20 protein-coding genes are annotated in these 20,346 nt (G+C 59.7%); 9 read left to right on the forward strand and 11 right to left on the reverse strand.

Annotated elements, in window-relative coordinates; all coding sequences use genetic code 11:
- Positions 1 to 192 precede the first annotated feature (192 nt).
- On the reverse strand, positions 193 to 573 hold the full coding sequence (locus K1X80_RS04240; protein ID WP_057437637.1) for a hypothetical protein: 381 nt from the start codon (positions 571 to 573) through the stop codon (positions 193 to 195).
- A gap of 147 nt (positions 574 to 720) precedes the next feature.
- On the opposite strand from K1X80_RS04240, the gene K1X80_RS04245 reads away from it, so the two are divergent.
- Positions 721 to 918 (forward strand): heavy-metal-associated domain-containing protein, encoded by a 198-nt coding sequence (locus K1X80_RS04245; protein WP_057958241.1) that lies wholly within the window; start codon positions 721 to 723, stop codon positions 916 to 918.
- Between the two features lie 86 nt (positions 919 to 1,004).
- The gene (locus K1X80_RS04250) at positions 1,005 to 2,198 is read left to right on the forward strand and encodes a multidrug effflux MFS transporter (protein ID WP_057437641.1); all 1,194 of its coding nucleotides are present in this window, start codon (positions 1,005 to 1,007) and stop codon (positions 2,196 to 2,198) included.
- A gap of 8 nt (positions 2,199 to 2,206) precedes the next feature.
- Here K1X80_RS04250 and K1X80_RS04255 read toward each other — a convergent pair whose 3' ends face one another.
- Both K1X80_RS04255 and K1X80_RS04260 read right to left on the reverse strand, forming a co-directional pair.
- Positions 2,207 to 2,386 (reverse strand): hypothetical protein, encoded by a 180-nt coding sequence (locus K1X80_RS04255; protein WP_057437642.1) that lies wholly within the window; start codon positions 2,384 to 2,386, stop codon positions 2,207 to 2,209.
- Positions 2,387 to 2,535: 149 nt separating this feature from the next.
- Positions 2,536 to 3,549 carry a zinc-binding alcohol dehydrogenase family protein gene (locus K1X80_RS04260; RefSeq protein WP_057437646.1) on the reverse strand — a complete coding sequence of 338 codons (1,014 nt, stop codon included), beginning with the start codon at positions 3,547 to 3,549 and terminating at the stop codon, positions 2,536 to 2,538.
- 122 nt (positions 3,550 to 3,671) lie between these two features.
- On the opposite strand from K1X80_RS04260, the gene K1X80_RS04265 reads away from it, so the two are divergent.
- Positions 3,672 to 4,598 (forward strand): LysR family transcriptional regulator, encoded by a 927-nt coding sequence (locus tag K1X80_RS04265; protein ID WP_057958244.1) that lies wholly within the window; start codon positions 3,672 to 3,674, stop codon positions 4,596 to 4,598.
- Between the two features lie 137 nt (positions 4,599 to 4,735).
- Entirely contained in the window at positions 4,736 to 5,434 is a 699-nt protein-coding gene (locus K1X80_RS04270) for a helix-turn-helix transcriptional regulator (RefSeq protein ID WP_220172678.1), read from the forward strand.
- 31 nt (positions 5,435 to 5,465) lie between these two features.
- Here K1X80_RS04270 and K1X80_RS04275 read toward each other — a convergent pair whose 3' ends face one another.
- Complete coding sequence (locus tag K1X80_RS04275; protein ID WP_032859755.1) at positions 5,466 to 6,419, reverse strand: adenosine deaminase; 954 nt, start codon at positions 6,417 to 6,419, stop codon at positions 5,466 to 5,468.
- A gap of 194 nt (positions 6,420 to 6,613) precedes the next feature.
- On the opposite strand from K1X80_RS04275, the gene K1X80_RS04280 reads away from it, so the two are divergent.
- Positions 6,614 to 7,702: a calcium:proton antiporter gene (locus tag K1X80_RS04280; RefSeq protein WP_198791903.1), complete on the forward strand. Its 1,089-nt coding sequence runs from the start codon at positions 6,614 to 6,616 to the stop codon at positions 7,700 to 7,702.
- A gap of 6 nt (positions 7,703 to 7,708) precedes the next feature.
- Here K1X80_RS04280 and K1X80_RS04285 read toward each other — a convergent pair whose 3' ends face one another.
- The gene (locus K1X80_RS04285) at positions 7,709 to 8,644 is read right to left on the reverse strand and encodes a LysR family transcriptional regulator (RefSeq protein WP_128593777.1); all 936 of its coding nucleotides are present in this window, start codon (positions 8,642 to 8,644) and stop codon (positions 7,709 to 7,711) included.
- 132 nt (positions 8,645 to 8,776) lie between these two features.
- Between K1X80_RS04285 and K1X80_RS04290 the strand changes: the two genes are divergently transcribed.
- Positions 8,777 to 9,739, forward strand: coding sequence for an alpha/beta fold hydrolase (locus K1X80_RS04290; RefSeq protein WP_057958248.1), 963 nt, complete (start codon positions 8,777 to 8,779; stop codon positions 9,737 to 9,739).
- Between the two features lie 59 nt (positions 9,740 to 9,798).
- Complete coding sequence (locus K1X80_RS04295) at positions 9,799 to 11,124, forward strand: MFS transporter (protein ID WP_057958249.1); 1,326 nt, start codon at positions 9,799 to 9,801, stop codon at positions 11,122 to 11,124.
- 85 nt (positions 11,125 to 11,209) lie between these two features.
- On the opposite strand, the gene K1X80_RS04300 is transcribed toward K1X80_RS04295, so the two are convergent.
- From K1X80_RS04300 to K1X80_RS04325, 6 genes are all read right to left on the reverse strand, one after another.
- The gene (locus K1X80_RS04300; protein ID WP_220172679.1) at positions 11,210 to 12,568 is read right to left on the reverse strand and encodes an 8-oxoguanine deaminase; all 1,359 of its coding nucleotides are present in this window, start codon (positions 12,566 to 12,568) and stop codon (positions 11,210 to 11,212) included.
- A gap of 140 nt (positions 12,569 to 12,708) precedes the next feature.
- Positions 12,709 to 13,395: an SDR family oxidoreductase gene (locus K1X80_RS04305; protein WP_057437656.1), complete on the reverse strand. Its 687-nt coding sequence runs from the start codon at positions 13,393 to 13,395 to the stop codon at positions 12,709 to 12,711.
- 46 nt (positions 13,396 to 13,441) lie between these two features.
- Entirely contained in the window at positions 13,442 to 14,023 is a 582-nt protein-coding gene (locus tag K1X80_RS04310; protein ID WP_057437658.1) for a YigZ family protein, read from the reverse strand.
- Between the two features lie 13 nt (positions 14,024 to 14,036).
- A complete protein-coding gene (locus tag K1X80_RS04315) occupies positions 14,037 to 14,696 on the reverse strand; it encodes a TetR/AcrR family transcriptional regulator (protein WP_057437660.1) in 660 nt (219 codons plus the stop codon).
- An 87-nt stretch (positions 14,697 to 14,783) separates the two neighbouring features.
- Positions 14,784 to 16,178, reverse strand: a complete 1,395-nt coding sequence (locus tag K1X80_RS04320) for a uracil-xanthine permease family protein (protein ID WP_057958251.1) — start codon at positions 16,176 to 16,178, stop codon at positions 14,784 to 14,786.
- A gap of 86 nt (positions 16,179 to 16,264) precedes the next feature.
- Entirely contained in the window at positions 16,265 to 17,185 is a 921-nt protein-coding gene (locus tag K1X80_RS04325) for a LysR family transcriptional regulator (protein ID WP_057437664.1), read from the reverse strand.
- A gap of 125 nt (positions 17,186 to 17,310) precedes the next feature.
- Between K1X80_RS04325 and K1X80_RS04330 the strand changes: the two genes are divergently transcribed.
- Together K1X80_RS04330 and K1X80_RS04335 are read left to right on the forward strand one after the other, a co-directional pair.
- Positions 17,311 to 18,660 carry an aspartate aminotransferase family protein gene (locus tag K1X80_RS04330; RefSeq protein ID WP_220172680.1) on the forward strand — a complete coding sequence of 450 codons (1,350 nt, stop codon included), beginning with the start codon at positions 17,311 to 17,313 and terminating at the stop codon, positions 18,658 to 18,660.
- 74 nt (positions 18,661 to 18,734) lie between these two features.
- A complete protein-coding gene (locus K1X80_RS04335) occupies positions 18,735 to 20,228 on the forward strand; it encodes a CoA-acylating methylmalonate-semialdehyde dehydrogenase (protein ID WP_220172681.1) in 1,494 nt (497 codons plus the stop codon).
- Positions 20,229 to 20,346 lie beyond the last annotated feature (118 nt).

Genomic DNA, 20,346 nt, shown 5'->3' on the forward strand with positions numbered 1-20,346 from the left:
CTGGACAGGGTCCGTAGCAGGTCGAGCAGGCCGAACCAGTTGGACACAACAGCCCCGAATGGATGCTGCCCAATTTTGCGCAGATCTCGCGGCCGGCGGTTGCGCTTTGCGGCAGTCTTCCGGGAAATGTTAGCGGTAGGATCAACCTTGACCTTAGGGGAAGGTCAAGCTCCATTGTTTGGCTGCCGTAGATTAATAGCCCAGCTTTGCCGCCTTGAGGTACATGCCGTCCGCACCCTGGGCAATGCGCAGTTTGCGCACATCGCCTGCCTTCAACTCGATGTGTTGTGCCTTGGGCGCCAGCAATCCTGGCAGGCAGCCTGGGGCTTGGCCTGGCAGTAGCTTGAGGCGCAGCGAGACCGGGCCTGCGGGGAAGTTGAACGAGGTGGATTGCTCCTGGAACAGCCGCCCGGCCAACTGGTCATTGACGTACAGGCCAATCTCGCAATTGGTGGGGACTTCCAGGCGCTCCCTGGAAATGATCAGCACCGCATAATCCTCGGCCGCGCTGGCCTGGGGGGCGGCGGCGAACAGGCTCAACAGGCTCACAAGGCCAAAAAGCGACCAGCGCATGGTGAATTCTCCGGGTTTCAAATCGTGGATGGTTGCAGCTTGGCCGACGCCGCCAGGGAATACCAGCCCGGCTGTTGTTTTCGGCGCTTGACCTTGCCATCGTGGCAAGGATGAAACTGGGTGCAACCTCACTTAAGGAGTCATGTCATGCAAATATTCAGCGTTGAAGGAATGACCTGCGGCCACTGCGTTCGTGCCGTCACCCAAGCCGTTCAGGCCCTGGACCCGGCAGCCAGTGTGAAGGTCGATCTGGGCGCCAAGGAAGTGGGGGTGGAAAGTCGTTTGTTGCCGGAAGAAGTGATCCACGTGATTACCGAAGAAGGCTACAGCGCCAAGCTCGCCTGATTATTTAATAGTTAGCGAGCTATCGTAATGTTCAAGGCACCCAAGCGCGGCTAGACTGTCGGGCTGCCGACTCTTTTGGGTGCCTGATGAACCTTCGCATACTCCTCATTCTGGGGGCCTTGAGCGCATTTGCGCCGCTGGCCATCGACTTTTATCTGCCGGGCTTCCCGGCCATGGCGGTGGCGTTCGGCACCGACGAAAAACATATCCAGTTGACCCTGGCGGTGTACTTCACCGGGCTTGCGGTCGGTCAATTGATCTATGGGCCGCTGGCGGATCGTTTTGGCCGGCGCGTCCCGCTATTGAGTGGTGTCACCCTGTTCACCTTGGCCTCCCTGGCGTGCGCCTATGCGCCGTCCCTGGAGTGGCTGATCGGTGCGCGCTTCGTCCAGGCCCTGGGCGGGTGTGCGGGCATGGTGATTTCCCGGGCGGTGGTCAGCGACAAGTGCGACGCGGTGGGTTCGGCCAAGGTCTTTTCGCAGTTGATGCTGGTGGTCGGGCTGGCGCCGATCCTGGCGCCGATGCTCGGTGGGGTGATGGTCAGCCTGTGGGGCTGGCAGTCGATTTTCCTGGCGTTGACCCTGTTCAGCGTCGGTGCGGGTGTGGCAGTGGCTGTCGGTCTGCCGGAGAGTTTTCCGGCCCATCAACCTCGGCAGCCGCTGTCCGGAGCGTTGCGCCAGTACGGGCGCCTGCTGGCCGACCGCGTATACCTGGGGTATGCCGTGACCGGCGGCATCGCGATTGGCGGGATGTTTGCCTACATTGCCGGTTCGCCTTTCGTCTTTATCAAGCTGTACGGCGTGCCGGCTGAGCATTATGGCTGGCTGTTCGGCACCAATGCCGCGGGCTTTATCCTGGTGGCGCAGGTCAATGCGCGGCTGCTGTCCAAGCGCGGGCCGGCCTTTCTCCTGACCCGTACGGTATGGGTTTACCTCGCGGCAGCGCTGGCGTTGTTGGCCGTCAGTGCCTTGCATACCGAAGCACTGTGGCCGCTGCTGGTGCCGCTGTTCCTGTGTATCGCCAGCCTGGGCTGCATCATGCCCAATACCTCGGCGTGCGCCATGAACGGCCAGGGCGCGCGGGCCGGCAGCGCCTCGGCACTGCTGGGCTGCATCCAGTTTGGTGTGGCAGCGGGTGCGGCATCGTTGGTCGGCGCATTGCACGACGGCACGGCCATGCCGATGTCGATCGTCATCAGCCTGTGCGGGGTGTTGGCGGTAGTGGTGGCCATGTGGACCCAGCGCCTGCAGCGGCAGCGAGCCTTGCAAGCGCAGGTCTGACAGTCTTTTCAGCCCGTAGCGCGCTGCTGGTTTTCGGGAAACCGGTGGGGCGCCTGGATCCGGTTTTGCAGGGTGTTGGCGAAGGCGCGGGCCTCGGCTTCACTGCGGAAGGTAAAGGCGTCCTGGTCCAGGCGGACCTGCCATTTGTTGCCTTGGGATTTTGCTAACGCTTTTATCAGGATCTTCATTGCTGACTTCCTCACGTAAAAGATTGCGTGGCAAAGGCGGCCAATATAAACCCGAAGACGCTCAAAAATATGACAAGGATCAAGTGTCTGACTAGCGGTGCCGTCCGTTGCCCACAGGTGGAACGGACGACACTGACAGAGCCCGCTTCTTAGAAGCCTTCCAGCACAATCTTGCCCTTGGCCTTGCCGCTTTCCAGCAAAGCATGGGCGCGGCGCAGGTTCTCTGCGTTGATCACGCCGAAGTGCTCGCCCACCGTGGTTTTCAGGGTGCCGGCATCGATCAGCTCGGCCACTCGATTGAGCAGGTTGTGTTGCTCGATCATGTCGGCAGTCTCGAACATCGAGCGGGTGTACATGAATTCCCAGTGCAGCGACAGGCTCTTGCGCTTGAGCTTGAGCACATCCAGCGACTTGGGGTCATCAATCAGTGCCAGTTTGCCTTGGGGCGCGAGCGCTTCGACCAACTGGTCCAGGTGCTGGTCGGTCTGGGTCAGGCTGGCGACGTGGGTCACCTGTGGGTGGCCTACGCGCTTGAGCTCTTCGCTCAGTGGCTGGCTGTGGTCGACTACCAGGTCAGCGCCCAGGTCCTTGGCCCAGGCCTGGGTTTGCGGGCGCGAGGCGCTGCCGATCACCTTGAGTGCGGTGAGTTGCGCCGCCAATTGGGTGAGGATCGAACCTACGCCACCGGCAGCGCCGACAATCAGCAGGCTCTGGCCTTGATCGGTCTTGCCTTCAGGCACTTGCAAGCGCTCGAACAGCAGTTCCCAGGCGGTGATGGCAGTCAGCGGCAGGGCGGCAGCTTCGGCAAACCCCAGGCTCTTGGGCATATGGCCGACGATGCGCTCATCGACGGTGTGCAGTTCGCTGTTGCCACCCGGGCGGGTCAGGGAGCCCGCATAAAACACTTTGTCGCCGGCCTTGAACAGCGTCACTTCACTGCCCACGGCCTTGACCACACCGGCCACGTCCCAGCCCAGCACTTTGGCCGCGCCGTTTTCCGGGGTGACGTTCTGGCGGATCTTGGTATCCACCGGGTTGACCGAGATGGCTTTGACTTCTACCAGCAGGTCGCGCGGACCGGCCACCGGCTCAGGCAACTGGATATCCTGCAGGGACTTTGGGTCGTTGATCGGCAATGCGGCGTAGTAGGCGATGGCTTTCATGGCAAGTTCCAGGAAGGGCGGAATGGGATGGTTAGATCATTAGCTATTTCTCTTGCAGATAAAACCCGCTAAAAGAGCAGTCTCTTTCAATGGTTTTTTGATAATCCCTCGGGGCGGTGGTCATGCTGCGTTTTGATGATTTGCAGTTGTTCGTACGTGCGGCGGATTTGGGGAGTTTGTCGGCCGCCGCACGGGTCATGGATATGTCGGCGGCGGTGGCCAGCGCAGCGTTGAAACGCATTGAGCAACAATTGGGCGCGCGCTTGCTGGCACGTTCCACTCGCAGCCTGCGCCTGACTGCCGAGGGCGAGGGTTTCTTGCAATACGCCCGCGGTGCCTTGAGCCAACTGGATGAAGGCCGGCGCCTGCTGGCCAGCAGCCAGGACCATGTCAGTGGTGTTTTGCAACTGTCGGCGCCTTCGGACTTCGGCCGCAACCTGCTGTTGCCGTGGCTGGACGAATTTCAGCGCGAGCACCCGCAATTAAGTGTGCGCCTGCTACTGGGCGACCGGATTGCCGACCTGTTCCGCCAGCCGGTGGATATCGCCTTGCGCTATGGCGAACCCGAGGATTCGAGCCTGGTGGCCTTGCCGGTCGCGCCGGACAATCGCCGGGTGCTGTGCGCCGCGCCCAGCTACCTGGCCCGGCATGGCGAGCCGCGCCACCTGGAGGAACTGGCCCAGCACAACTGCCTGCTGTACATGCTCGGTAGCCGCGTGCATGACCATTGGAGCTTTCAGGATGGCAAACGGGAAATCAGTCTGACGGTTACCGGTGACCGCTTCAGTGACGATGCCGACGTGGTGCGGCGCTGGGCCGTGGCCGGGGTGGGGATTGCTTACAAGTCCTGGCTGGATGTCAGTGCCGACGTACTGGCAGGCCGCCTGCGGTTGCTCTTGCCGGAGCTGCAGGGTGAGCGCACACCGCTCAATCTGCTGTGCGCCCATCGCGCGCAGTTGAGTAAGCCGATCAACCTCCTGCGTGAAATGCTCGTGGCACGTTGTGGGAAGTTGAGCGCGCAGTTGCCTGAACAGCAAGGGACTACGTAATAACCCCTGGGAATTCAGGAAACTTCAGGCAAATGCTGTCGCTGATTTGGCTGTAAGACGCCACGGAATCTGCTGCTTACACACTTATACTTTTCCGCGAAATGGAGCAGACCAACGAATCTACAGGGAGTGAATACATGGAACAGGCACCTTGCATCAGCCAGATCGCCACCTTGCTGGCCGACCCCAAACGCGCCGCGATGATCTGGGCGTTGATGGACGGCTCGGCCAAGCCGTCCGAAGAACTGGCGATGCTGGCGGGGTTATCCGCGTCATCGGCCAATGCGCATCTGGCGCGATTGGCGGCGGGTGGATTGCTGCGCATTGAAGCCCGGGGGCGCAAACGCTTCTTTCGCATGGCGGCGGCCGATGTGAGCGCGGCAGTCGATGCGCTGGCCAGTACCACCATGGCCAGTGTGGCGCGCAGTGCAGTCGGCCTGCCGGTGGCGGCCTTGCTGGCACCGTCGTCGTTGCGTCATGCGCGGCTTTGTCATGACCATCTGGGGGGTGAAATGGCGGCAGCACTCTATCAACGCATGGTGTTGGCGAAGTGGGTTGAACGCTTCGAACAGCGGCTTCACGTGACGCCGTTGGGCGCACGCCAATTGGCCGAGCGTGGCATTTACACCCAGGCCCTGGCGCAACACAGTTACTCGACGATGGCTTGCGATTGTTTTGACTGGAGCGAGCAGCAGCCGCATCTGGGCGGGGCGTTGGGGGCGGGATTGTTGCAGTTGTTCATGCAGTCACGCTGGCTGACGGTGCTCAATGAGTCGAGCGTACTGCAGGTCACCGAGACCGGGCGCCTGGAAATTGCCCGGATGGCGGCCTTGTAGGAGCCGGAAAACCGGCCCCTACAGGGTTTGGTCAGGGCTTGACCAGGCGTGCATCCAGGCTGTTTTGCGCCAGGCGGCGGGCCTGGTCCTGGGTCATGCCCAGCGAGGTGTGCAGCGCGTGGAAGTTCTCGGTGACATAACCGCCGAAGTACGCCGGGTCATCCGAGTTCACCGTGACCTTCACCCCACGCTCGAGCATGTCGAGGATGTTGTGCTGGGCCATGTCGTCGAACACGCACAGCTTGGTGTTGGACAGCGGGCACACGGTCAGCGGGATCTGCTCGTCGATGATCCGCTGCATCAGGCGCTCGTCTTCAATGGCGCGCACACCATGGTCGATACGCTGGATCTTCAGCAGGTCGAGGGCTTCCCAGATGTACTCCGGCGGGCCTTCCTCACCGGCATGGGCGACGGTCAGGAAACCTTCGCCACGGGCGCGATCGAATACGCGCTGGAACTTGCTTGGCGGGTGGCCCATTTCCGAGCTGTCCAGGCCTACGGCGACAAACGCGTCCCGGAACGGCAGCGCCTGGTCGAGGGTTTTTTGCGCTTGCTCTTCGCTCAGGTGGCGCAGGAAGCTGAGGATCAGGCCGCTGGTGATGCCCAGTTGCTGCTCGCCATCTTTGAGCGCGCTGGCGATGCCGTTGAGCACCACTTCAAACGGGATCCCCCGGTCGGTGTGGGTCTGCGGGTCGAAGAACGGTTCGGTATGGATCACGTTCTGCGCCTTGCAACGCAGCAGGTAGGCCCAGGTCAGGTCGTAGAAATCCTGGGAGGTGCGCAATACATCGGCGCCCTTGTAGTAGAGGTCGAGAAACTCCTGCAGGTTATTGAAGGCGTAGGCCTTGCGCAGGGTTTCGACGTCGTTCCACGGCAGCGCGATTTTGTTGCGTTCGGCCAGGGCGAACAGCAACTCGGGCTCCAGCGAACCCTCCAGGTGCAGGTGCAGTTCGGCCTTGGGCAGGGCATTGAGCCAGTCGTACATGGGGGCATTCTCATCAGGTGCAATGGCGGCATTCTACAGGCCAGGGCGCAAATAATCGGTAAAACCTGACCGAGCGGTAAGCATTGTTCGTGCCTGCGGCAATGGGCGAATGAACTAAGGTGTAACGAAACGTTAGCGATACGCCGCAGTCTGTACCCCATCAATGACTGATTTGCCGCTCGAAAAGGCCCGTAATGCTCGCATCCCTCAAGCAAGAAAAGTTCATGTGGCTGGCGCTGATCGCCGCCCTCGCAGCCTACCCTCTGGAGCACTGGCTGTTGCACAGTGGACAGATGACGGCCCTGCTCGGCGGCCTGGTGCTGATCGGTTTTATCGTCATGGCCTCGATGCGCGTGGCCCACCATGCCGAGCTGCTCGCCGAAAAGGTCGGCGACCCCTACGGCACCATGATCCTGACCCTGGCGGCGGTGCTGGTGGAAGTGGTGATCCTGGCGATCATGATGAGCAACGAGGCATCGCCGACCCTGGTGCGTGACACGATCTACTCAGCCGTAATGCTGGATATCAACGGCATCCTTGGCCTGGCTGCGCTGATGGGCGGCATCAAGCATGGGGAGCAGTCCTACAATGATGATTCGGCGCGGACCTACAGCGTGATGATCTTGACTGCCATGGGCGTGTCCATGGTGGTGCCGGAATTTATCCCCGAGGCCGACTGGAAAATCTACTCGGCCTTCACCATCGGTGCGATGGTGGTGTTGTATGCCTTGTTCCTGCGTATGCAGGTGGGGCCACACAGCTACTTCTTCAGCTACAGCTATCCGGAAAAACGTCGCAAGCCATCGCCGCAAGAGCACGCCTCGCCGGTCAACCTGACGTTCTCCATCGCGACCCTGGTGTTTGGTGTGGTGGTGATTGGCGCATTGGCCGAGGTGATGTCCAAGACCCTGGACCTTGGCCTGGAGGGCACGGGGGCGCCGCCGGTGATCACGGCGATCCTGGTGGCGGCGATTTCCGCCGCCCCGGAGATTCTGACCGCCTTGCGCGCAGCCTTGGCCAACCGCATGCAGTCGGTGGTCAACATCGCGCTGGGGGCTTCGTTGTCGACGGTGATTCTGACGGTGCCGGTGATGGAAGCCATGGCGCTGTACACCGGCCAGCCGTTTCAGATGGCGATGACCCCGGTGCAAACGGTGATGGTGTTTATCACGCTGATTGTCAGTGCGATCAACCTCAACGATGGCGAAACCAACGCCATCGAAGGGATGACCCATTTTGTATTGTTTGCGACCTTTATCATGCTGTCGCTGCTGGGGGTATAGGCCTGGCTAGGTGATTTTGCGCGCGGGCCAGAGCCCGTTTTCAAACATCCTCTCGCTTTCCTGTTTCAACTCGGTAATCACACGTGCGACGCAAGGGTCCGTCAACTTTCCCCGGTGGCGGGCGATGCAGATGGTGCGAGTAACCCGAGGGACTATCAACGCGGCCTGCAATTGCCGGGTGCGTAGTTTTTCCGCAACGGAACTGGCGGCCTGGATACCGAACCAGTTGCCGGTTTCTATCAAGCGCACCTGGAATTCGCCGGAATCTATTTCAATGCTCACATTGAGGGTGAGGTCGTGGCCCGCCAAATGATTGTCCAACAGGGTGCGAATACGGTTGAGGCGCGAGGCCATGACCAGCGGAAACTCCGAGAGTCTTTTGACGTTGATCTCCTGCAGATTGAGCAGGCTGTGACTGCCCACCAAGTAGAGATCTTCCTGGGCGAAGTCTTCGCAGACCACCTCGGTGGAGGATTTGCGGTCGAACAGCAGCGCGATGTCCAGTTTCCCGTCGCTCAGCCAATCCCAAAGATAAGCGGACGGGGACTCTACGACGCGCAAGCGGATTCCCGGGTAGGCGGCTGCCAGTCGGGTCAGGAGTGGGACGACCAATACATTGGCGCAAGAGTAGGGCACGCCTATGACGACTTCTCCTTCGGGAAAATCAGAATCTTCATGTATTTTTTTGTAGGCCATTTCGGCCATGCCCAGTAGTTCATAAGCGCTGCTTAAAAAACGTTGGCCCAATGCAGTCGGCGAAGCCCCTCTGGCATCTCTCGTTAACAATTGCACACCAATAGCTTGTTCGAGTTTGGTCAACGTTACAGTAAGAGCAGGTTGTGCAATGCCCAGTTTGCGCGATGCGGCCGTCACACTGCCTTCTTCGCATACAGTCACAAATGCAATGAGCCTGCCTATATCGAGCTTTCGGGCATTTTTCATGGGTTAGCCTGTCATGGGGTATATATCTTATATATGGGTCAATCAAAAAACGGTATTTCCAATATAGCCTGAGTAGGATCAATCTCAAGTGATTAAACAAGCTGTGTATTAAAAAAAGCAGAGGTAATCACAATGACGATCCAGGACATTGCATTGAAGTCTATCGAGGGTTTTCATGTTGGCGGAGAGCGCGTGTATATGGACGGCTTTCCGGAACAACTGATGACCAAGGTTCCCGGCGCCGCGCCTATCCGGGTGTCGATGAATGGGCATCACATGGTTGGCCAGATGTATTGCCAACGGTATACACAAAGCAACCCACGCTCCCCCTATCCACTGGTTTTCCTGCATGGCGGCGGCCTGACCGGCGCCTGTTGGGAAAACACACCGGATGGCCGGCCGGGGTGGTTGACGTTTTTTCTGAAGGCCCGATACGACGCCTGCTTGTGCGATGCGTTTGAGCGTGGACGTGCATCCTGGCCTGCCTATCCCGAGATCCTCGCAGGCAAGCCTGAACACCGGACGCTGGATGCGGTATGGCATCATTTCCGCTTCGGTCCGGCGTCCAGTTACTGCGCTGAGGCCCGTGAAGAGCAGGCTTACCCCGGGCAGCAGTTCCCGGTGGAGCACCTGGATGTTTTTGGCCAACAGTTCGTGCCTCGCTGGGCAGGTACCGATCACCGGGCACTTGCCGGCTATAGAGCCTTGCTGGAAAAAATTGGACCTTGTGTATTGATCGGGCATAGCCAGGGCGCTTACTACGCCCTGCAACTGGCGCAGGAGTTTGCAGGAACGGTGAAAGGGGTGGTTGCTATCGAGCCATCGGCAGTTCCCGAACTATCCAAAAGTGTACTGACGCTTCCTCCGCATCTAGCCATTTGGGGGGATTTCATTCGCGATAAAAGTGTCATGTGGGAGAGCTACCTTCACAGATGTGAGGCGTACTTTGAGCAACTGCAAAATAAATCGGTAGATTCCCGGGTCTTGGAGTTGCCGACGGTCGGAGTGTCGGGTAACAGTCATATGTTGATGATGGATGCTAACAGCAATCAAGTGGCCGGAATGATTGATGAGTGGTTGGTTAGTCTTGCTTGAAACGTTGAATAATAAAAATAATAATTTGAGAGGGTTTACATCTCTCAATGGGGGGAAGTATGCAGGCTGCAAAGGCAGAGTTGGCGCAAGACAGTGTCTCGGATGATGTTCAGGGCCAGGCACTGATAAGAAAAATAACCTGGCGCTTGATGCCATTAATTATAATTTGCTTTTTTTTTGCATTTTTTGATCGGATCAATATCAGTTTTGTAAAGTTTCAGCTGGAAAGCGAGTTAGGGTTCGGTAATTCGGTGTATGGGCTGGGGGCCAGTTTATTTGTTGTCGGGTATGTGATTTTCGAAGTGCCCAGTAACTTGATGCTCTACAAGGTGGGGGCGCGCAGGTGGATTGCCAGGATCATGATGTCCTGGGGGATTGCTACTTGTGCCATGGTCTTTGTCCAGACCGAATGGCAGTTTTATGTGCTGCGCTTCCTGATCGGCGCAATGGAAGCGGGTTTTGGGCCGGGGGTCGTATTTTACCTGACGCTTTGGTTTCCTTCTGCATTTCGAGGTCGAGCGACGTCGCACTTGTTCCTCGCTTCGGCATTTTCAGGACTGATAGGCGCACCCTTGGCGGGGCTCCTGTTAGAACATATGGATAACGTGTTTGGTCTTCCCGGGTGGCATTGGCTGTTTCTATTCGGAGGTGTTCCCTGCGTTGTGCTGGGGATCGTTGTCTTGAATGTACTCTGTGATCGTGTGGAGGACGCTAAATGGCTGACGCGGGCCGAAAAATCATGGTTGGCGCAAAAAATATCGGAAAAGAACCAATCGTCCTCTGTAGAGCACTCCTTTCGAAGCGCATTGAAATCGCCGATTCTTCTGTTGTTGGGGTTTCTCTATTTTCTCATTCAGCTTGGGTCCCATGGCCTTAATTTCTGGGCGCCGCATTTGATTCGTTCCACTGGGGTGGAGTCGTCAGGCACATTGGGGCTTTTGACTGCGGTGCCTTACGTCTGTGGGGCAATTGCGATGATTACCGTTGGACGCCTGTCAGACCGTTCAGGCGAGCGCCGAAAATTCGTGGCAGGCCTGTTGTTGCTGGCGTCTATCGGATTTCTGTTAGCGGGCTTTTTCGATGACGATACGACGTTGCTGGTGATTGCCCTGGGCGTATTGGGCGGTGGCGTGATTGCCTCCATCCCCGCATTCTGGGCATTGCCGCCGATGATTCTATCGGGAGCGGCCGCGGCGGGAGGTATCGCATTGATCAACACGTTGGGGCAGTTCGGTGGAATCGTCAGCCCATTGATGGTCAGTCAGATCATCGAGTTTACGGGGAGTGCGACGCCCGCGTTGTATGTGATCAGCGCCACCAGCTTGTTGGCGTGCCTGATCCTGATGTTTATGTTGCCGGACAAACTTAAACATAAAGACCTGTAACCAGAGCGCTGTTTTCCCTGCGTTTTGTGCAAGTGCCAAAGCAGCGACCCAGGTCGCTGCTTTGGCATTCGAGCTCGGGCCCGTCTTAGGACGCGTTGATCAACTGCCGCGCCGCCTGGCTGTGATCGGCGATCAAGGCCTTGAGGTCCATGCCCTCGATTTGCCCGTCGATCACCCGCCACTTGCCGCCCACCATCACCCGGTCCGCCCGGTCCGCGCCGCATAGCAGCAGGGCCGACAGTGGGTCGTGGCTGCCGGAGAAGCGCAGCTCATCGAGCTTGAACAGGGCCAGGTCGGCCTGTTTGCCCACCGCCAGTTCGCCAATGTCGCTGCGGCCCAGCAGTTTGGCGGAGCCTTTGGTGGCCCAGCCGAGTACGCCTTCAGGGGTGATTTTCTCCGCGCCATAACGCAGGCGTTGGATGTACAAAGCCTGGCGCGCTTCGAGAATCATATTGGACGCATCGTTGGAGGCCGAACCGTCCACGCCCAGGCCAATCGGCGCGCCGGCGGCGATCAGGTCCAGGGTCGGACAGATGCCGGAGGCCAGGCGCATATTGGAGCTTGGGCAATGGCAGATACCGGTGCCGGCCGCGCCCAGGCGGGCGATTTCATCCGGGTTGAAGTGAATGCCATGGGCCAGCCAGGTGCGGGGGCCGAGCCAGCCGACGCTGTCGAGGTAGTCCACGGTGCGCAGGCCGAAGCGCTGCAGGCAGAAGTCTTCTTCGTCGAGGGTTTCGGCCAGGTGGGTGTGCAGGCGCACATCGAGTTGGTTGGCCAGTTCGGCGCTGGCGCTCATGATTTCGGGGGTGACCGAAAATGGCGAGCAAGGCGCCAGGGCAATCTGGATCTGCGCACCGTCGCCGCGCTCGTGGTAGCGCTGGATCAGGCGTTGGCTGTCTTCAAGGATTACTTCGCCCTGCTGCACGGTCTGCTGCGGTGGCAGCCCGCCGTCGGCTTCGCCCAGGCTCATGGAACCGCGGGTGAGCATGGCGCGCATGCCCAGTTCGCGCACGCTCTCGACTTGCACGTCGATCGCCTGTTCCAGGCCATCGGGAAACAGGTAGTGGTGATCGGCCGCGGTGGTGCAGCCGGAGAGCAGCAGCTCGGCGAGGGCGACTTTGCTGGCCAGCGCGAGTTTTTCCGGGGTCAGGCGCGCCCACGCCGGGTACAGGGTTTTCAGCCAGGGGAACAACGGCTGGTTGACCACCGGCGCCCAGGCGCGGGTCAGGGTTTGGTAGAAGTGATGGTGGGTGTTGATCAGGCCGGGAAGCACCACGTGCTCGCGGGCGTCGAAGGTTTGTTCGCAGGCGATGCTCGGTTGCTGGCCGAGGGCGAGCACTTCGACGATCACACCGTCTTGCAGCACCAGGCCGCCACGGGCGTCCAGGGTGTTGGCAGTGAAAATCGCGAGAGGGTTTTTTAACCAGATACGGGTCGCAGGCATTGGCCGGCTCCTCTGAATGATGGGTTCAGGTTTGCCAGCTCAGTGTTGCCCTGTCTGCTGATCCAGGGTCGCCGGTAAGGGCGAGGTGGGAAGTTTACGTGGAGTGAGCGGTGGGGTCTATCCACCGCTTATCTGCTGGCTTACCAGGGAATGGTCTGGCCCTTGTAGTTGACGAAGTGATGGCCGCCCTTGCCGGTGTAGGCGTTCACTTGGGCGATCAGGCCGCGCACGCTGGTTTCCACGTCCAGGTCGGCCCCTTCGCCGCCCATATCGGTCTTGACCCAGCCCGGATGCAGCGACAATACGGTCAGCTTCTGCTCGCCCAGTTGCGTCACGAAGCTGTTGGTCATGGAGTTCAGCGCGGCCTTGCTGGCCTTGTACAGCGCAAGGTCCGGCGCGTCGGGCATGGTCACGCTGCCCAGTACCGAACTCATGAACGCCAGCACGCCGCTGCCCTGGCGAATCTGCGGGGCAAAGCGCTGGGCCAGGTTGATCGGTGCCACAGCATTGGTGAAAAACAGTTGGCCGACTTCGGCCTGGGTGGCATGGCCCGGGGTCTGGTTGGCCGGGCCCTTGACGCCGGCGTTGACGAACAGCAGGTCGAAGGTCTGGGCTTTCAGGCGCTGGTTCAAGGCGATGACGGCCTGTTGGTCGTCCATGTCCAGTTGCTCGATCTGTACCGGGCCGAGGGCTTTGAGGGCGTCGGCTTTTTGCGGGTTGCGCACGGTGGCGGTGACTTGCCAGCCGTCAGCCAGCAATTGCTTGACCAGGCCAAGGCCCAGCCCGCGCGAGGCGCCGATGATCAATGCGGTTTTTGGCGTAGACATGAAGGCTTCCTATGGCATCGAGGTTCAGTGAACAACCTTATCAGGTTCAGCGTTGCAGCAGGATTCGTCCGCGGCTCAGGTCGGCCAACTGGGTTTGCAAGGTGTCGATATGGGCTTCGCCGAGGGCCAGTTGTAGCTCCACGCCATTGGCGGTGAAGGTTTCTTCTACCACCAGGCCGCCCAGTTCGGCGACACGCAGCTTGACCAGGGGCAGTTCAGCAAAGCCGCAGGCGCAGCTCAACGGCACACGGCTGATCAGCTCGATACGCTCGGCGTTTTGCAGGCATTTATTCGCGCCACCGCCATACGCCCGGGCCAGGCCGCCGGTACCCAGTTGGATGCCGCCGTACCAGCGGACCACCAGCACCACGACCTGATCGAACCCCTGGGCCTCGATGGCAGCCAGGATCGGTCGCCCAGCAGTGCCGCCGGGTTCGCCGTCGTCGTTGCTGCGGTATTGCCCACCGAGTTTCCAGGCCCAGCAGTTATGTGTGGCGTTGAGGTCGCTGTGCTGCTCGATAAACCCCTGGGCGTCTTGCGGGCTGCTAATCGGCGCGGCATAGGTGATGAAGCGGCTTTTGCGGATTTCTTCGCGAAATTCGCAAAAGCCCGTAAGGGTGAAAGGCATTGAGTCGCTTCGTTCAGAGGGCCGGCTTGATGCCACAGCCTTTGAGAATAATGTGGATAAGGTTGTTACCCGCGTCTTCCATATCCTGCTTGGTCAGCTTGGTACGGCCGGTCACGCGGCAGATCTGGGTGGCAAAGTCAGCGTAATGCTGAGTGCTGCCCCACAGCAGGAAGATCAAGTGTACCGGATCGACAGGGTCCATCTTGCCGGCATCTATCCAGGCCTGGAACACGGCGGCGCGGCCGCTGAACCAGGTGCGGTAGTCCTGGCTGAAATATTCGGTAAGGCATTCGCCGCCGCTGATGATCTCCATGGCGAAGATCCGCGAGGCCTGTGGCTGGCGTCGCGAGTATTCCATCTTGGTGCGGATGTAGCGGGTCAGTGCTTCGGCGGGATCATCCTCGGCGGTCAGGGTGTTGAAGGTGCTGTCCCACAGCTCGAGGATATTGCTCAGTACCGCGATATACAGCCCCAGCTTATTGGTGAAGTAGTAATGCAGGTTGGCCTTCGGCAGCCCGGCGCTCGCGGCGATGGTGTTCATGCTGGTGCCTTTGTAGCCATGCCGGGCGAATTCGTCTTCGGCGGCCTGGATGATCGCTTGTTCGTTCTTTTGCCGAATGCGGCTGGCGGGTTTTCCGGCGTGGCTGTTGTGGGCAGGAACTTCGAGGCTCATGGAGGTTTCCGTGCAGATCGATGAATGCGATTGCTGCACAGATAACCCACCCTCAAGCCTCAGACAAGTCCCGATACGATAAAAGCGTCAAAGCGGTTCCAGCGTATCGCTTTCCAGAGCTGGATTTGCGGCAGGTGTTGCGGCCTTGGACTCCGGCAAGAGCAGGCACAACACGATTGCCGTCAGCCCGCCGCTGGTGATGGCCGAATCGAACAGGTTCTGCACCAGGGTTGGCATCAGGTGCAACAGGTTCGGTTGCGCCGCGATGCCCAGGCCGACCCCGAACGAGGTGGCGATGATCAGCATGCTGCGCCGATCCAGCGGGGCCTGGGCCAGGATGCGCACGCCGGCGGCGGCAACACTGCCGAACATTACCAGGGTCGCGCCGCCCAGCACGGGTTTGGGGATTTGCTGCAAGACAGCGCCAATCAGTGGAAACAACCCGAGACAGAACAGCACCACGCCGATGTACAGGCCCACATAGCGGCTGGCGACGCCGGTCAACTGGATCACCCCGTTGTTCTGGGCAAAGGTGGTGTTGGGGAAGGCACTGAAGGTGGCAGCGATCATGCAACTGACGCCATCTCCGAGCACGCCGCCCTTGAGCCGGCTTATATAGGAAGGGCCGCTGATGGGCTGGCGGGCGATCATGCAGTTGGCAGTGAGGTCGCCTACGGTTTCGATACTGCTTATCAGATAAATCAGCGCTACCGGTAGGAAGGCGCTCCAATCGAAACTGAAACCAAAATGGAATGGCGTCGGCAGGCTGATCAAGGGCAGGTCGGGCAGGGGCTGGGGCACCAGCTTGCCGCTGAACCAGGCGGCGACGCTGCCCAGCAGCAGGCCGATGATGATCGCGCTCAGGCGTACCCACGGCGTGTTCGAGCGGTTGAGCAGGATAATCGTCAGCACCACGAACAGGCCCAGGGCCAGGTTGGTCGGCGCGCCAAAGTCCGGCGCATTGAAGCCGCCGCCCAGGTCGGTGATACCTACCTTGATCAGGCTGATGCCAATCAGGGTAATGACAATCCCGGTTACCAGCGGCGTGATGACCCGGCGTAACTGGCCGATAAACCGGCTCAACACGACCTGCACCAACGCGCCGAAAAAACACACGCCGAAGATCATTGCCAGAATGTCTTCCGGGCTGCCGCCACGCTGCTTGACCAGGAAGCCCGCCGACAACACCGCGCCGAGAAAGGCAAAGCTGGTGCCTTGCAGGCAGATCATCCCGGCGCCAATCCCAAATGGCCTACGGGCCTGGATGAAGGTACCGACACCGGAAACCATCAGCGCCATGCTGATCAAGTAGGGCAAGTGGGCGGCCAGGCCCAGGGTCGAACCGATGATCAGCGGCGGGGTGATAATGCCGACGAAGCTGGCGAGTACATGTTGCAGGGCGGCGAGCAGGGCGGGCAATGGTTTGGGGCGGTCGTTGAGGCCGTAGATCAGGTCGCTGGCGCTGGAGGATTCTGGTGGCATGGCATGTGGACTCAGGGCTGACGGTTCATGGTCCCTGTGCCTTGCAAAAAGCTGTCCACTTGCTCAGGTTTTGTATGGGGCCCGTATCAGCGGGTCGCTGCCAGGCTTTCGAGGAAGCTTTCCAGCACCAAATGAGGGCGACGGCCTTTGCGCGTGACCGAAGCCAGGCTTAAATCGTAAAAGCGTGTAGCCGGTTTCAGCGCGCGTAGTCGGCCTTGTTGCACCCATAGGCTGGCGTAGTGGTCGGGCAGGTAGCCGATGAAGCGCCCGGTGAGGATCAGGAAGGCCATGCCTTCGCGGTCGGAAGCGCTGGCGGTGCAGTTGAGCGCTTGATAGTGGGCCTGGATATCGGCGGGCAGGCGGAAGGTCGGCGCGATGGCGTCCTGGCTATTGATGCGCAGGTCGTCCAGTTGTTTGTTTTCGGCGTAGAACAGCGGATGACCCACCGCGCAGTAGAGCAGCGAGCGCTCGCTATACAGCGGTTGGTATTCCAGGCCCGACAGCGCGCTGGCCTGGGGCACCACGCCGACATGCAGGCGCCCGTCGAGCACGCCTTGTTCCACTTCGTTGGGGGCGATCATGCGGATCTGGATCTGCACGTCGGGACCGCGCTCTTTCAACTGCGCCAATGCATGGGTGATGCGCATATGGGGCAGGGTCACCAGGTTATCGGTCAGGCCGATGGTCAGTTCGCCGCGCAGGTGTTGGTGCAGGCCGTTGACCTCGGTGCGGAAACTTTCCAGCGCGCTTAATAGTTGCAGTGCCGATTGGTAGACCTCGCGGCCTTCTTCCGTCAGGGAGAAGCCGGCGCGCCCGCGTTGGCACAGGCGCAGGCCCAGGCGTTGTTCCAGGTCGCTCATTTGCTGGCTGATGGCGGAACGGCCGATGCCCAGCACGGTTTCTGCCGCCGAGAAGCCGCCGCACTCCACCACGCTGCGGAAGATGCGCAGCAAACGGATATCGAAGTCGCTGACTTGTGCCAGTGGATCGGGTCGGCGGCTGCTCATAGTTTAGTAAAGGCCTGACTGAAGGTTAGAAGAGTTGCATTTCTTAGACTTTATCTCCGTGGCAATTTAGCTGCAACAACGCTTTTCAATCCCGACGCTGCCTTTTGCCCTGCGAGGTTTTGCTGATGAACATGCCCGAAAACGCCCCATCCACACTGGCCAGCCAATTGAAACTGGATGCCCACTGGATGCCTTACACCGCCAACCGTAATTTCCAGCGCGACCCGCGCCTGATCGTGGGGGCCGAAGGCAGTTGGTTGATCGATGACAAGGGGCGCCGGGTCTATGATTCGTTATCGGGCCTGTGGACCTGCGGCGCAGGGCACACGCGCAAGGAAATCCAGGAAGCGGTCGCCAAGCAATTGGGCACCCTGGACTACTCGCCGGGCTTCCAATACGGTCATCCTTTGTCCTTCCAGTTGGCAGAAAAGATTACCGACCTGACCCCAGGTAACCTGAATCACGTGTTTTTCACCGACTCCGGCTCCGAGTGCGCCGATACGGCGGTGAAGATGGTGCGTGCGTACTGGCGCCTAAAGGGCCAGGCGACCAAGACCAAGATGATCGGTCGTGCCCGTGGGTATCACGGGGTAAACATCGCCGGCACCAGCCTGGGCGGCGTCAACGGTAACCGCAAGATTTTTGGCCAGGCGATGATGGATGTCGATCACCTGCCGCACACCCTGCTGGCGAGCAATGCCTTCTCCCGCGGTATGCCGGAGCAGGGCGGTATTGCCTTGGCTGACGAGTTGCTCAAGCTGATCGAGTTGCATGATGCGTCGAATATCGCTGCGGTGTTCGTTGAGCCGATGGCGGGCTCCGCTGGTGTGCTCGTGCCGCCACAGGGTTATCTCAAGCGCCTGCGTGAAATTTGTGATCAGCACAATATCCTGCTGGTGTTCGACGAAGTGATTACCGGCTTTGGTCGTACCGGCTCGATGTTCGGCGCAGACAGCTTCGGCGTGACCCCAGACCTGATGTGCATCGCCAAGCAACTCACCAACGGTGCGATCCCGATGGGGGCAGTGATTGCCAGCAGCGAGATTTATCAGACCTTCATGAACCAGGCGACGCCTGAGTATGCGGTGGAATTCCCACACGGCTATACCTACTCGGCGCACCCGGTAGCGTGCGCGGCGGGGCTGGCGGCATTGGATCTGTTGCAGAAGGAAAACCTGGTGCAGAGCGTGGCCGAAGTCGCGCCGCACTTTGAGAATGCGCTGCATGGCCTCAAGGGCAGCAAGAACGTAATCGACATCCGTAACTACGGCCTGGCCGGTGCGATCCAGATTGCACCGCGTGATGGGGATGCCATCGTGCGTCCATTCGAGGCGGGCATGGCGTTGTGGAAGGCGGGGTTCTATGTGCGCTTTGGCGGCGACACCCTGCAGTTCGGCCCAACCTTCAACAGCAAGCCGCAGGACCTGGATCGCTTGTTCGATGCGGTCGGCGAAGTGCTGAACAAGATCGACTGATTTCTTCTTCTATATAGAACAACTGTCGGGCGCGACACGTGTCGCGCCTGTGGACAACTTTTCAGGAGCCTTGCATGAGCCTTATCCAGCATTTGATCAACGGCGAATTGGTCAACGACAGCGGTCGTAGTGCCGATGTGTACAACCCGTCCACCGGCCAGGTGATTCACCAGGTGCCATTGGCCAGCCGTGAAACCATTCAACAAGCCATCGACTCAGCCAAGGCGGCGTTCCCGGCCTGGCGCAACACACCACCGGCCAAGCGTGCCCAGGTGATGTTTCGTTTCAAGCAATTGCTGGAGCAGAACGAAGCGCGCATCTCCCAGTTGATCAGCGAAGAGCATGGCAAGACCCTGGAAGACGCTGCCGGCGAGCTGAAGCGCGGGATTGAGAACGTCGAGTACGCGTGCTCGGCACCGGAAATCCTCAAGGGCGAATACAGCCGCAACGTCGGCCCGAACATTGATGCCTGGTCCGATTTCCAGCCGTTGGGCGTAGTGGCAGGTATTACGCCGTTCAACTTCCCGGCCATGGTGCCGCTGTGGATGTATCCGCTGGCCGTCGTCTGCGGTAACTGCTTCATCCTCAAGCCATCAGAGCGCGACCCAAGCTCGACGCTGCTGATTGCCCAGTTGTTGCAGGAAGCCGGTTTGCCCAAAGGCGTGCTGAGCGTGGTGCATGGTGACAAGGGGGCGGTGGATGCGCTGATCGAGGCGCCTGAGGTCAAGGCCTTGAGTTTTGTCGGTTCGACGCCGATTGCCGAGTACATCTATTCCGAAGCGACTAAGCGCGGCAAGCGTGTACAGGCGCTGGGCGGGGCGAAGAACCACGCGGTGCTGATGCCGGATGCGGATCTGGATAACGCGGTCAGTGCCTTGATGGGCGCAGCCTACGGTTCCTGCGGCGAGCGTTGCATGGCGATCTCGGTGGCCGTGTGTGTAGGTGATCAGGTGGCGGATGCTCTGATCGCCAAGCTGGTGCCGCAGGTCAAGGCGCTGAAAATTGGTGCGGGTACTTCCTGTGGCCTGGACATGGGGCCGCTGGTTTCTGCGCAGGCGCGGGACAAGGTCAGTGGCTATATAGAAGACGGTGTGTCGTCGGGTGCTGAGCTGGTGGTCGATGGGCGTGGCCTGAGCGTCAGTGGTCATGAGGACGGTTTCTTCCTCGGTGGCTGCCTGTTTGATCGCGTGACGCCTGAAATGCGCATCTATAAAGAAGAGATCTTTGGCCCAGTGCTGTGCATCGTCCGGGTGAATAGCCTGGAAGCGGCGATGCAACTGATCAATGACCATGAATATGGCAACGGCACCTGCATCTTTACCCGTGACGGTGAAGCGGCGCGGTTGTTCTGTGACGAGATTGAAGTGGGCATGGTGGGGGTCAACGTTCCATTGCCGGTGCCGGTGGCGTATCACAGCTTTGGTGGCTGGAAGCGTTCGCTGTTTGGCGACTTGCACGCCTACGGGCCGGATGGGGTGCGGTTCTATACCCGTCGCAAGGCGATCACTCAGCGTTGGCCGCAGCGTGCCAGCCATGAAGCGTCGCAGTTCGCGTTCCCTAGTTTGTAAGGTTGCATGAATAGAAAGCCGGCCCTTGGGGGCCGGCTTTCGCGTTTTCGGGGCTTTTTTGACCGATATGACAGAATTGTGAAAATAGGGGTTGACGGCAGATTCTGGAAGTCTATAA

The sequence above is a fragment of the Pseudomonas sp. So3.2b genome, from assembly GCF_019464415.1.
Taxonomy (GTDB): Bacteria; Pseudomonadota; Gammaproteobacteria; order Pseudomonadales; family Pseudomonadaceae; genus Aquipseudomonas; species Aquipseudomonas shahriarae.

Coding starts and splice junctions, on each gene's coding strand:
- K1X80_RS04240 (WP_057437637.1), bottom strand. CDS start 573: ATGCGCTGGTCGCTTTTTGGCCTTGTGAGCCTGTTGAGCCTGTTCGCC.
- K1X80_RS04245 (WP_057958241.1), top strand. CDS start 721: ATGCAAATATTCAGCGTTGAAGGAATGACCTGCGGCCACTGCGTTCGT.
- K1X80_RS04250 (WP_057437641.1), top strand. CDS start 1,005: ATGAACCTTCGCATACTCCTCATTCTGGGGGCCTTGAGCGCATTTGCG.
- K1X80_RS04255 (WP_057437642.1), bottom strand. CDS start 2,386: ATGAAGATCCTGATAAAAGCGTTAGCAAAATCCCAAGGCAACAAATGG.
- K1X80_RS04260 (WP_057437646.1), bottom strand. CDS start 3,549: ATGAAAGCCATCGCCTACTACGCCGCATTGCCGATCAACGACCCAAAG.
- K1X80_RS04265 (WP_057958244.1), top strand. CDS start 3,672: ATGCTGCGTTTTGATGATTTGCAGTTGTTCGTACGTGCGGCGGATTTG.
- K1X80_RS04270 (WP_220172678.1), top strand. CDS start 4,736: ATGGAACAGGCACCTTGCATCAGCCAGATCGCCACCTTGCTGGCCGAC.
- K1X80_RS04275 (WP_032859755.1), bottom strand. CDS start 6,419: ATGTACGACTGGCTCAATGCCCTGCCCAAGGCCGAACTGCACCTGCAC.
- K1X80_RS04280 (WP_198791903.1), top strand. CDS start 6,614: ATGCTCGCATCCCTCAAGCAAGAAAAGTTCATGTGGCTGGCGCTGATC.
- K1X80_RS04285 (WP_128593777.1), bottom strand. CDS start 8,644: ATGAAAAATGCCCGAAAGCTCGATATAGGCAGGCTCATTGCATTTGTG.
- K1X80_RS04290 (WP_057958248.1), top strand. CDS start 8,777: ATGACGATCCAGGACATTGCATTGAAGTCTATCGAGGGTTTTCATGTT.
- K1X80_RS04295 (WP_057958249.1), top strand. CDS start 9,799: ATGCAGGCTGCAAAGGCAGAGTTGGCGCAAGACAGTGTCTCGGATGAT.
- K1X80_RS04300 (WP_220172679.1), bottom strand. CDS start 12,568: ATGCCTGCGACCCGTATCTGGTTAAAAAACCCTCTCGCGATTTTCACT.
- K1X80_RS04305 (WP_057437656.1), bottom strand. CDS start 13,395: ATGTCTACGCCAAAAACCGCATTGATCATCGGCGCCTCGCGCGGGCTG.
- K1X80_RS04310 (WP_057437658.1), bottom strand. CDS start 14,023: ATGCCTTTCACCCTTACGGGCTTTTGCGAATTTCGCGAAGAAATCCGC.
- K1X80_RS04315 (WP_057437660.1), bottom strand. CDS start 14,696: ATGAGCCTCGAAGTTCCTGCCCACAACAGCCACGCCGGAAAACCCGCC.
- K1X80_RS04320 (WP_057958251.1), bottom strand. CDS start 16,178: ATGCCACCAGAATCCTCCAGCGCCAGCGACCTGATCTACGGCCTCAAC.
- K1X80_RS04325 (WP_057437664.1), bottom strand. CDS start 17,185: ATGAGCAGCCGCCGACCCGATCCACTGGCACAAGTCAGCGACTTCGAT.
- K1X80_RS04330 (WP_220172680.1), top strand. CDS start 17,311: ATGAACATGCCCGAAAACGCCCCATCCACACTGGCCAGCCAATTGAAA.
- K1X80_RS04335 (WP_220172681.1), top strand. CDS start 18,735: ATGAGCCTTATCCAGCATTTGATCAACGGCGAATTGGTCAACGACAGC.